Below are 12,854 nucleotides of genomic sequence, written 5' to 3' on the forward strand. Positions count from 1 at the left end.
ATGTGCTAAATTATTGTCCTTCATCCCAGTTTCCACCCACCTGATCCATCAACAACGCCTCGACCTCTTCTGAAGGAAGATTTTCAAGCAGCGTAAGTAGTTCACCGAGATCTCCACCTCCTCGGGAAAGAGCTGGAATCGGCATCGAAGGCACTGCGGCATCCTGTATCTCATCCGCTCTTTGTTCTGTAATAAAAGCTGAAATTTCTGCAATAGTGGGATGCTCAAACATCACACGTAAAGGAAAATCAATCTGAAAGGCGCTACGAACACGGGAGACCACTTGTGTAAGCAAAAGCGAGTGACCTCCAAGTTCAAAGAAATTGTCATATAGACCGATACGCTCAATCTGCAAAACTTCCTGCCAGATCTCGGCCAATTGTTGCGTAAGTGGGGTTGTTGGTTCCTGGTAGGGCTGAGAACGCTCTAGCATCTCCCACTGCGGTTGTGGCAAGGACTTGCGGTCTAGTTTGCCATTTTTGGTGAGGCTAAAGTCACTTAACCACACAAAGACAGTGGGTACCATATAGGATGGAAGCCGTTCTTGTAGCCATTGTCGGAGTTCCTTGTTGCTGCAATGTTCCTGTGAACGCGCTAATAGGTAGGCAACCAGGCGCCGCTCCCCATAAGGATCTAATAGAGGCAAGACTGCGTTCTCGGCCACGGCTGGATGCTGCTGTAGAAGTGCTTCAATTTCAGCGGGCTCGATACGGAAGCCGTGGATCTTGACTTGAGTATCCACGCGTCCTACAAAGTCAAGCTCCCATTTTCCCACATACCGTACCAGATCACCAGTTTTGTAGAGCCGAGCGCCAGGAATAGCGCTGAAAGGATGTGGTATAAAGCTGTTAGCAGTCAGGTCAGCTTGCTGGAGATAGCCGCGGGCTAAGCCCGCGCCACCGACGTAGAGCTCACCAATTGCCCCGCGTGGTACCAGACGTAACTCTTTATCAAGCACAAACGCCGTAGAATTGGCAAGAGGATAACCAATTGGCACGCTAAGGGCCTCGGCTGGCACCTCGTCAAGCTCACGATATGTAGAAAAAGTTGTATTTTCCGTAGGTCCGTAGACGTGGATAAGGTGTTCAGGGGCGGACGTAGCGCGGACAGAACGCACGGCCGGCGGATTTGCCGCTTCTCCGCCAAAAAGCACTACACGCATCCGTTGGTAAATCTGTGGGCGTAGACGAGCCAGTTGATTAAATAGCGCTGAGGTGAGAAACATAACATTGCCGTAGCGGAGATAGAGATGTTGCTCAAGAGCTTCTGGCATCAGCGCTGTTTCCTGCTCTACGCTCAGAATTCTGGCCCCGTTAAGTAATGCTCCCCAGATCTCAAAAGTGGAAGCGTCAAAAGCACTATTGGAAATATGTACTACCACATCCTGGGGAGTGATTTGTATATAGTTGCTGTGTAAGACCAGGCGCGTGATCGCTTGCTGCGGTACGGCTACGCCTTTAGGCCTTCCCGTTGTACCTGAAGTATAGTTCACATAAGCCAGACTTTGAGCCCGCGGATACTGGCCAGGGTTCGCAGTAGATTGCTGGCTAGATAAGGCAATTTCTTGCTCCAGGTCAAGCGTAATGCCCTGCCAGGTGGGCACTTTATAGGCCAGCTGCTCCTTGACAAATAACAGATGGATATTTGCATCAGTGAGTAGAAAGGCCAGACGTTCGGTTGGGGTGCTTGTGTCAATGGGAATATAGAATCCTCCAGCCTTCAAGACCGCCAGCAAACCCAGGATGAGATGGAGCGAGCGTTCTGCATAGAAACCTACAGCTACCTCTGTTCCTACTCCGCGCATACGCAGCGCATGAGCAAGCTGATTTGCGCGCCGATTTAGCGCTTCATAGGTTACTTGTAAACCTTGCTCGTCGGACAGCGCTATAGAATCTGGCGAGCGTCTTACCTGGTCTTCAAAGAGAGCCACTACGCTCATATCTGCATGGTATGAACTGCTGGTAGCATTGAGCTCTTTGAGCAGGTATTGCCGTTCCGGTTCGGAAAGCAGTGAGAAATTGTATACCTGTTGGCCTGACTGCGCGACGATGGCTTGTAGAAGCTCTTGCAGCATCGTTTTCAGGTGTACGATTGTTTCGGGCTCAAAAAGATCAGTGTTATATTCCCATACTGTACGCAAGCCCGCTGCCGTCTCTTCACAGGTCAGAGCCAGATCGAATTTTGCCGTGTTAGTCGCTACCATGCTACGCTCTGCCTGTACCTGTCCCAGTTGGAAGCTCTCTGGCTCATCCTGAAGGGCAAAGGTTAGCTGAACCACAGGCTGATAGCTTGTGCTATGTTGTGCCTGTAGCGCTTCCACAAGCTGCTCAAACGGCAAGGCCTGATGCGCGTAAGCCTCCAGCACGTCTTGTTGGACCATCTGCATGAACTCTAGAAATGTCAGTCTCTCATTTATCTGGAAGCGCAAAGGCAGTATATTGACAAACAGGCCAGCTATTTCTTCCAGCTCGGGCCGTATTCTCCCCGCCATAGGCGTGCCTACTACCACATCGTACTGCCCGCTATAGCGTGCCAGGAAGAGCAAGTAGGCGCTCAATAGCGTACTAAAGAGCGTTATCCCGTGTTGTTGGCTGAGCTGGCGCAGTTGGGTCGTGAGGACAGCTGGCAAGGGAAAGATCTGCGTTGCTCCCCGATAGCTCTGTATGGCCGGACGGGCATGATCGGTTGGTAGTTCGAGCAGGACTGGGGCACCAGCCATACGTTGCTTCCAATAAGCGAGCTGCTCTTCCAGTTCGGTGCTTTGGAGCCAGGCCCGTTGCCAGAGGACATAATCCACATACTGTAAAATTGCTTTGGACTGTCTCGGGGTATCACCTTGCTCGTAGGCAGTATAGGACTGTTCTAGCTCCTGCAGCAGCATGTTGAGTGACCAACCATCCATCACGATATGATGAATACACATAAGGAGCACATGTGCTTGCTCATCTAGGCGGAGTAACATCAGCCGCATGGGAGGTTCCCGCCGTAAATTAAATGGCAAGCGGGCTTGCTCAAGCGAAAGGCTACTAACGGTGAGCGAGCGTTGGGCTTGAGATAGCGTACTCAGATCAACAACTATGAGTGGTTGTTCAGCCGGGTCGGCAATATACTGTACAGGGTGATCGTGCTGGACCGCAAAGGTAGTGCGGAGCGCTTCGTGTCGTTGGATCAGCGTATTCAAGCTCTGCTGAAGGATCATCGGCTGCAAAGGGCCGCGTAAGCGAAGGGAGAGAGCAATATTGTAGAAAGGACTGTCAGGCTCTAATTCATGTAGAAACCAGAGCTGCTCCTGGGCAAAGGAGAGGGGGAAACTTCCTCCTCGCGCTTGCCGCGTGAGCGGTGCCATGAGAAGGGATGAGCTGCTACGCGTGTCAGCTTTGGCCAGATCATCGATATAGGTGGCTAGATGAGCAATCGTAGGAGAACCAAATAAAACGCGCAGTGGAACATCAACATGCAGTGCTTCATTAATGCGGGATATGATGCGGGTGGCTAACAGTGAATGGCCGCCTAATTCAAAGAAATTATCGTGGATGCTTATCTGTGGGATATGCAAAATATTCATCCAAAGCTGGGCCAGAAGCTCCTGGGTAGGCGTAGAAGGGATGACAAAGTTTTCCTGCTGCCAGGGCGAATATGCCGGTGCGGGAAGAGCACGGCGGTCTATCTTCCCATTTTTGTTCAAGGGAAACTCGGCCAACATCACATAGGCGGCTGGCAGCATATAAGCGGGTAGGCGTTCGCGTAGAAAGAGCTGAAGATCGCGAATTGCCAGAGAGCGCCGGGGATCATGGGTAACGTATGCTACAAGTTGCCGTTCGCCCGGTTGATCTTCACGTGCCAGCACAATACACTCCTGCACAGGATCAAACTGTTGGAGCACAGTTTCAATCTCACCCAATTCGATGCGAAAACCTCGAATCTTCACCTGCTGATCTTCGCGGCCTACAAATTCCAGCACCCCATCGTTACGATAGCGAGCCAGATCCCCAGTCCGATACAGCCGTCCACCTGCCACAGAACCAAAGGGATCAGGAATGAAGCGTTCGGCAGTCATGGCAGGATTACCAATGTAGCCACGCCCAACATTTTCTCCTCCTATCACCAACTCGCCGACAGCCCCTTGAGGGACTATTTGCAAATCTGTATCTAATAGATAGACCTGCACCCGTGCGATTGGGCGCCCAATATCGGGCATACGGTTCCAGGCATCAGCTGTAAATATTGGGCCAGAGGTAGTGACAACTGTGCATTCAGAAGGGCCGTAATTATTGATAAGTGAAAAAGGTAAATGTGGTTGGGTGACTGGATGAAGCGCATCGCCGCCTGTGTGTAATATGCGCAGACTGCTTTCTTGTGGCCAGGGCCGCGTGAGTAGCTGCTCGGCTAACGGAGTAGGAACAAAGCTCACGGTAATCTGACAATCGCTAAGCCAGGCCAGCAATAGCTGTGGATCGCTACGCACTTCGTCTTCGCACAGCCACACCTGTGCCCCGGCTAGCAGTGCTGTCCAGAGCTCCCAGACAGAGACATCGAAACCCAGGCCGACCAGGTGCGTAGAGCGATCAGCCGGCGTGGGGGCAAATGTCTGCTGGTACCAGGAAACCATATTACTCAGATTGAGATGTGTGATGCCAACGCCCTTTGGCCGGCCTGTGGAGCCCGAAGTATAAATGACATACGCGAGCTGTTTGTTGCTATATAGTCTGTCAGGAGAAGTGGCAGAGAGATTGGAGACAATTGGCCAATCGCGCTCAAAGCAAAATACCTTGACTGTTTGCTCTAAAGAGCTAAGAGCGCCAAGTAAAGAGCTCTGAGTGAGCACGATTGGGCAATGCGCATCGCGAAGAATGAAGGCAATGCGCTGGTGAGGGAGGGAAGGATCAAGAGGAACATAGGCTCCGCCAGCCTTCAATATGGCAAGCATAGCTATAACCATCCAGGCTGAACGCTCAGTATAAACTGCTACACATATCTCTGGGCCTATCCCCTCTGCGATAAGAAATCGGGCCAGCCGATTAGCTTGTTGATCCAGGCAATGGAAAGAGAGCGCGTGGGTAGTCTGGCAAATCGCGAGGCTATCGGGCATAGAGGCAGCTACGGCCTCAAATTGCTCATGTATGCAAAGCATGGGAGCAGAAGTTAGGGCTGGTGGATTCCAGGTATAGAGCAGCCGTTGATGCTCCTCGCTGCTCAATAAAGGTAAACGATTGAGCGCACAATCGGGGCTACTCATACTTGCATCCAACAGAACCTGTAGATTTTGGGCCCAGCGCGCAATCGTTTCGCGCTCAAACAGGTCAGTGCTATACTCGAAATAGCCTGTCAGGCAATCTCCTTCTTCCCATAAAAAGAGCGTCAAATCGAACCTGCTTATGCCGGCATCAAGGTGAACTTGTTTGATGTTGTGATGCGCCAGTTCAGTTTCGTCGAAGAGGACCTCCTCCCAGGCGAAGGAAACCTGGAATAAGGGATGGTAGCTCAGGCTGCGCTCGGGCTTGAGAGCCTCGACAATGCGCTCGAAAGGCGCCTCTTGATGAGCATATGCTTCCTGCGCAACTTTTTTTACCTGCTTAATTACCTCGCGGAAAGACGAATTGCCTTCCAGACGTAGGCGTAAAGCTAGCATGTTGACGAAGAAGCCGATAAGGTCTTCCAGCTCTAAACGATTACGGCCGGCTACTGGCGTGCCAATCACTATATCGTGCTGGCCGCTATAGCGCGTAAGAAGGATCTGGAACGCTCCGAGCATAGTCATGTAGAGAGTAACTTCAGCCTGACGGCTAAAGGCGCGCAAGCGCTCACTCAGGGCAGGTGAGAGGGAAAAAGGATAAAGTGCCCCCCGATAGCTCTGTGTGGCGGGGCGAGGGCGATCTGTTGGCAGCGTGAGCAGGGCCGGGGCATCGGCCAGCCTGTTACGCCAGTAAAGAATTTGTTGCTCCAGATATACGCCTTGCAGGTACGAGCGTTCCCAGCAGGCAAAATCGCGATACTGGATAGGGAGATCTGGCAGGGAGGATCGTTTGCCTGACTGAAGGGCCTGATAAATAGTGATAAGTTCATGTATGAGCACAGCAAGGGACCAGCCGTCAGCTACGATATGGTGAATGGTGAGCATGAAGATAAAATTATCTGAGGAAAGCTTGCAGAGAGCAGCGCGTAGTAGGGGACCACGCGTTAGCTCGAAGTGTGTGCTTAGCAGATCCTGGAAGCAACGCTGGATAGCTGCCTCTGGCTGCTGGTGCTGGCTAAAATCAATAAGCGGAACCGGGCAGATGAGCTCCGGCATAATTGCTTGAACTGGTTGTCCGTCGTGAGCCTGGAAAACTGTGCGTAAGGACGCATGGCGACGAATAATTTCATTCAAGCTGCGTGCAAAGTTAGCGGTCTGAAGGGGGAGATGAATGCTGACCACAAAAGGAATATTGTAAAATGCGCTGCTACCTTCGAGCTGGTCGAGAAACCAGAGGCGTTCCTGGGCAAAAGACGGTTGCATATAAGATGCTGGTGCCACATGCAGCGGTAGAAGAGGTGCAGAGAACTGATCTGTGGAGACCTGAGAGAGATGTCTGGCAAAGGCTTCGATCGTGGGTGCTTCAAAGAGCGTTTGCAGGGGCAGATCAAGATGGAAGGTCTCCCGTACGCGCGAAATGACACGAATGGCGAGAAGAGAGTGGCCACCAAGCGCAAAAAAGTTATCATGGATACCAATCCGCTCGATCTGCAGGACTTCACCCCAGATAGCGGCAAGGCGCTCTTGTTCAGGAAGTTGTGGCGCAACATAGGTATCTTGCCATTGCAACTGGTTCACCTCAAGACGAAGCAATGCATGGCGATCTACCTTCCCGTTTGGCGTAAGGGGCAAATCATCCAGCTGTACGAAAGCAGCCGGAAGCATATAAGCGGGCAAGCGCTGCTGTAAATAGCGTCTTAATTCAGCGATTGAGAGTATAGCCGTTTTGTAGGCTACGATAAATGCGACTAATTGCAGCTCCCCGCGCTGATTCATACGTGCCTGAACGGCGCAGGCACGTATATCTGTATAGCTTTGTATCTGGGCCTCGATCTCTTCTGGTTCAACGCGATTGCCCCGAATCTTCACCTGTGAATCTATGCGCCCGACATAGGCGAGCTCGCCCGATGGAAGTAGGCGGGCGATATCGCCTGTTCTGTAGAGTCTGCTGCCAGGAACGCTTGAGAATGGGTTAGGGATGAAGCGCTCTGCCGTTAAGTCTGGGCGCTGCCAATATCCTCTAGCTAAGCAATCGCCGCCAATATAGAGCTCTCCCTGTCCACCTGGTAAGACAGGTTGTAGCCAGGCGTCTAGAATATACGCCTGGGTATTGGGGATAGGCCGGCCCAGCGAGAGATTCTTTGTGCCATCTTTCGGGTATCCGATCCAATTGGTGACGCTAATAGCCGTCTCTGTCGGACCATATAATTGCTGCACCTCGATAGGTAGAATATCAAAGATACGTTGTACGAGCTCTGCACTTACCGCTTCTCCCCCGGTTAGCACGCAACGCATGCTGCTACAATTGGCCAGCGTCGCTTCTTGCAAGAGCGTAGAGAGAAGAGAAGGTACTGACTGCAGGAGCGTTATTTGTTCCCGGCTCAGGTACGCAGATAGCGCAGCACTATCGAGAGCTGTCTGCAGGGGTACCAGAAATGTTGTTGCTCCAGCCAGCCAGGGAGAAATCAGTTCCCAGAGCGAAATATCAAATCCCCATGATGCAATCTGAGCCATTCTATCGCCCTGTTGAGGTGTGTGATCCTCTATACCTTGCTGCATTCTGTTGCAGAGAGCCCCATGTGAGAGCATTACCCCCTTTGGCCGTCCTGTTGATCCAGAGGTATAGATGATACACGCCAGGTCGTCAGCCAGCAGGTCTACCGCAGGCCGCTGGACAGGTTGTTGGAGTACTTCCTCCCATTCGCGATCCAAACAAAAAGCTTGGACCTGTGCGCTTGCCACTTGTTCGGCAAATTGTGCGATGGTGACCACCATGTGGATGCCCGCTTGCCGTATCATCCATGCTCGCCGCTCAACAGGAAGTCTGGGATCTAATGGGACATAGATGCAGCCAGCTTTCATGATGCCCAGCAGGCCAACTGCTCCCAACAGAGAGGAGGGAATACATAAGCCTACTGGAGTATGTGCTAGCTGTCCGCGAGCTCGCAGGGCGCAGGCAACTTGATTAGCTAACTGATCTAATTTCCTATAGCTTAGCGCGCCTTCAGCAGGGGCTACCAGGACAATCGCATCTGGTAGGCGTTCGACTTGTGCTTCAAATGCTTGAAAGAGCGTTGTCTCGCTGGCATATGCGCGTTGCTTTCCCCTGGCGTTCTGTAAAATCCAGGCAAGCTCATCTGCTTCTAGCCATTGGATATTGCATACATGTTGCTGTGGATCAGCAAGTATTGCTGCTAAAAGATGGAGCCAACGGCTGCCGAAACGTTGAATGGTGCCTGGCGTGAACAGCGCTGCATTGTAGCTGATGACACCTTCCAGATTATCTCGTTGGACTATAAGTGAAATATGTAAATCAGATTGGCTGGCGGCTGGGTTGCCTCGTATCTCTAGAGGGGCCGGGCTTGATGGTGTAGGAGAGAAGGGATAGCTGGGCTCGTCTTGTAGATCTAGCATCACTTGCAGGAGTGGAGGACTGTTTGGCGGATTTTCGGCAAATAATTGTTCCATGACTTGCTCGAAAGACACCTCCATATGGGCGGATGCCTGCAAACAAATAGCGTGTACCCGAGCAAACAATTCATGGACTGTAAGGTTGCCTGTGATCCTGGTCCGCAGCGCCAGTGTCTTCGCGATGGTAAGACAGTGAGCCTGACTTTCAGAGTCGGCAGGGATAGAAATAGCAGTTGAAGTGCCAACAATACTTTCTTCTTGCCCGCACATATGGGTAAGCAAAAGCTGCAAGCTGGCCAGTAGCACCGTAAATGGTGGTATCTCCTCCTGCAAGCTTGTCTGCTGTAACTGCTTATACAACTGGACGGGAAAGCGAAGGGAATGAGTTGCCGCTCGATACAGGCGTACAGGCGTTCGTGGCATATCTGTGGGAAGTGGACGAAGCTCATCGATGCCGGCGAGTTGCTGTTGCCAATAAGCAAATTGAGCATCCAGCGGATCATGCGGAGAGGTTGAAGGACCAATTATTTCATGATTACTCACATGCAAATCTCCCAGGTATGACATAAAGAGCGATATATCTGATCGACAAGCAAGACTACACTTGCTTTGGTATTAAGCAAGACTACTTTATGACTTGAATGAGAGGGTGGAGAATGCTATTCCTAAACAGGGCAGCTAGGTGGAGCTGATACAAGAAGTATCAACTACGGCCCCGATTCAGAACAAAGCTGCTATAATCACCCGCTGTCCAATCCAGCTAAGCAAAGAGCGATATATGATGGCATGGCACCGCAAAACTTTGTCCTCGCGTATAGGACATCCCCATCTACGATGGATTTGTCAACAATGCGGTAAGGAATATTTCTCCTGATGTTTTGCTAGGATTTGCTTGAAACGCCCCGAATCCGCAAGTAGGGCAAAAAATGGTACTCGTAAAACTTGTGTCTATTGCTATACAAGTATAGCATATCATACACTCAAAATCTTATTTGGTAAATATAACAGATAACTATTAAAAAAGCAAGATGTAGGTGAATTACGTAGATTGCTTTTGGCATTTACAAATTAGTTTAAAAAGCAAGGAACCCTTGCATAAATATAATGTATGATGTTATTATCATAAATGTGAGATAGGTATAGTGTATCTCATATGTAACTTTTAGCTAGTGACGTGCATAGTCGTATATGCAGCGCCGGTTAGCTGGATTTCTTGTTGTTTGTCACATAGAGCTTCACCTGTACTACTACAGGGGCTGCTAATCTCATCTATATATTTTAGTACAACAAGAGAGGCGCGCGTACAATGTCGTACACGGTATTTACCCTCGCAGAACACCCTGAGCTGGAAGCGGAAATGCCCCGCTTACATAGTGCGAGTTGGCCTGCATTCGTCATGGATGATCCAGCCGTGCTACAGTACTGGGGCTCACTTTTCTCCATTTTTGCGAAGTATCAATATGTCCTCTGCAATGAGCAAGATGAAGCTGTAGCGGCAGGGCATACAATTCCACTCTTGTGGGATGGCACCGTAGCAGGGCTTACAGCTGGTTGGGACGCTGCCCTGATACAAGGTTTTCACGATCGCGAGCAGCAGCGTGAAGTAAACGCCCTTTGTGGCTTATCGATAGTGACAGCGCCAGAGGTGAAAAGTAAAGGTCTAAGTACAACCATGGTGCTGGCAATGAAAGATATTGCGCTGCGAGAAAATTTATCTGCTCTGATTCTACCGCTGCGCCCATCCCAAAAACACAGGTATCCACTCATTCCAATGGAGAATTATATGCATTGGAAACGCCCTGATGGAGCTCCCTTTGATCCGTGGCTGCGCGTCCACCTGCGCCTGGGGGCAAAGATCCTCGCAATTGCGCCCCGGTCAATGGTGACGGATGGCACAGTGGCCCAATGGGAAGAATGGACGGGACAAAGCATGCCTGGTAGTGGGGAATACATTGTGGAGGGAGCTCTCTGTCCTGTACAGATCGATCATATACGGGATATCGGGCGTTATGAAGAACCCAATATCTGGATTAGCCACACGCTCTAGCATGCAGCGAATACGTGCCAGGTAAGGCTTCATGCTCATCTACAACGTTGTGCAACTGATACAGGAAGGAAACCTATGGATACAACAGTGTCAGTTTCAGCAGAACCGGAAAAGAAACCACCCACGCTATTTGAACGACTCTTGATCAACAGAAATTATGCCTTTATGTGGGTAGGCATGGCAACATCTCGCCTGGGAAACGTTGTCTTCGATACCGCATTACTGCTGTGGGTCGCGACTACCTTGGCTCGCAACGCTCCCTGGTCCGCCTTTGCCGTAGGAGCACTTATCTTTATCCCTCAGATTGTAGCGCTTCTCATGGGAACTTTTGCCGGGGTGCTGGTTGATCGTTGGGATAAACGGCGTACGCTGCTATGGATGGATGGGGCACGTATATTTATAGTACTGGCCTTGATTCCGGCTTCAGGCCTGTTCCACTTGCCCTTCCCTTCGGGAAGCGATATTGCCACTTTCTTCCAGATGGGTTGTGCCTTCTTTATCTTGATCCTCCTTGGCTGTTGCGATCCGTTTGTTAATCCTGCTCTCTTGATCTTGCTTTACGATATTGTTCCTGAAGATGATCTTCCGCGTGCATTTGGCCGAGGGCAAGTTTTAAATAACCTTGGCACAATTGTTGGTCCGCCGCTGGCTGCTGGTATTTTCTTCACGTTAGGCATTCAATGGTGCATTTTCTTTAATGCTGCCTCATTTCTTGTTTCATTTCTCAATTTTATGCTGATACGCCCGGAGAGAAATGCACAAAAAGAGGAGGTTAAAGCAGAGCAGGGCGCGAAAGAAGAGAAGAAAGCTGGCTTTGTGCATGAGTTGGTTGAAGGCTTACGCTTTGTTGGCGGCAATGGCGTCTTGATTGCCGTGGGTGTCTCACTATCATTGATTGCGCTGGGAGCCGGTGGCCTTAACACGCTCAATCTGTTCTTTGCCACCGATAACCTGCATGCTACTCCTGACATTTATGTGTACCTCGATGTTCTCTATGGAATCGGGGCAATTATCGGCGCATTGACGGTCGGCCCCTGGGTGCAAAAAAAGCTTGGGGTCATGAGTGGCTTCTGCATTCCTGGTATCGTTACCGGCCTCCTGTTATTTACCTATGCACGCTTAGATAATGTCTATGCAGGCTTCATTGTGCTCTTTTTCGTTGGAGTATCACAAGCCACTTTCTATGTTTCATTTGGACCTCTCCTCTTGAAAGTGACTCCGCGAAAACTGATTGGGCGTGCGAATGCCGTGATTGGGCAGCTCTCAACTTTTGCCGGTATGATCTCTATTGGCCTGGCCTCAGTGCTGGTAACCTCTCCACTACATAATAAGCATTTGACGCTTCCCGGCTTTACCCTGGGTCCGATAGACACGATTTTCATGGTTGTTGGGCTTCTGGCTTTGACAAGTGGTATACAAGCGATGGCCACATTCAATGATTACAAACTTGTTGATAAGCAAGAAGAGACTCCAGCAGAGAAGAGCAGCGAAAATGAGGATGTAAGCCAGCCGCTCATCTCCTATGTAGGGCGTCCTGGCTGGTTGAGTACGAAGAAACGTCAGGCGGCTATCTGTCTGGTAGGCTTTCTGGTTTGTCTGTTGATTATTTTGCCAGTTGCCTTTATTGCCCCTAGCTCAACTGCTGCAACAGTAACTATGTCGTACGGGCATCCAGCGACCGGTGAAACGATAGAGGGAATGGAATGTGCGTCAACTGTTGCTACCAGACAACAATTGAGGACTCATTTAACGTTGTATGTCAATGGGCATATGGCCGCCTTGCCCACCGGAATCGGTATCGTTTCGCCAAAACAGCCGGGGGTTCGAGCGTTAGCAAGCAATGGAAATCTCTATTGTCTCTATCCGCTGCATGTCTTCGAGGCAGACAATATCATCCATGCAGACCTGCCCGACACCAGAACTTATACGTTGGGACAGTTTTTTAGCGTCTGGGGTCAACCACTAAGCCGCACGCAGATAGCAGACTATAAAGCAGATGCGGGCAAACAGTTGAAGTTCGTTGTTTTTGATGGGAAAGGAAATGAAATCAACTACACAGGCGACCCAGGAGCTCTATCACTGGAAGAACACAAGACAATAGTAGTGCTCTACAACAGCCCTGATGTGCATCCAACTCCTTTTACTGATTGGAACGGGCTATAA

The 12,854-nt window shown here is 50.5% G+C and carries 3 protein-coding genes; 2 read left to right on the forward strand and 1 reads right to left on the reverse strand.

The window, feature by feature from the left end:
• Positions 1–10: 10 nt before the first annotated feature.
• On the reverse strand, positions 11–9,187 hold the full coding sequence (locus tag EPA93_RS45985) for a non-ribosomal peptide synthetase (protein WP_165423843.1): 9,177 nt from the start codon (positions 9,185–9,187) through the stop codon (positions 11–13).
• Between the two features lie 763 nt (positions 9,188–9,950).
• Here EPA93_RS45985 and EPA93_RS45990 point away from each other — a divergent pair.
• Both EPA93_RS45990 and EPA93_RS45995 read left to right on the forward strand, forming a co-directional pair.
• Positions 9,951–10,691 carry a GNAT family N-acetyltransferase gene (locus EPA93_RS45990; RefSeq protein ID WP_129893996.1) on the forward strand — a complete coding sequence of 247 codons (741 nt, stop codon included), beginning with the start codon at positions 9,951–9,953 and terminating at the stop codon, positions 10,689–10,691.
• Positions 10,692–10,766: 75 nt separating this feature from the next.
• Positions 10,767–12,854: an MFS transporter gene (locus tag EPA93_RS45995; RefSeq protein ID WP_129893997.1), complete on the forward strand. Its 2,088-nt coding sequence runs from the start codon at positions 10,767–10,769 to the stop codon at positions 12,852–12,854.

The sequence above is a fragment of the Ktedonosporobacter rubrisoli genome, assembly GCF_004208415.1.
GTDB classification, from domain to species: Bacteria; Chloroflexota; Ktedonobacteria; order Ktedonobacterales; family Ktedonobacteraceae; genus Ktedonosporobacter; species Ktedonosporobacter rubrisoli.

Excerpts from the sequence above, each read along its gene's own strand:
- EPA93_RS45990 (WP_129893996.1), top strand. The coding sequence starts at position 9,951 with ATGTCGTACACGGTATTTACCCTCGCAGAACACCCTGAGCTGGAAGCG.
- EPA93_RS45995 (WP_129893997.1), top strand. The coding sequence starts at position 10,767 with ATGGATACAACAGTGTCAGTTTCAGCAGAACCGGAAAAGAAACCACCC.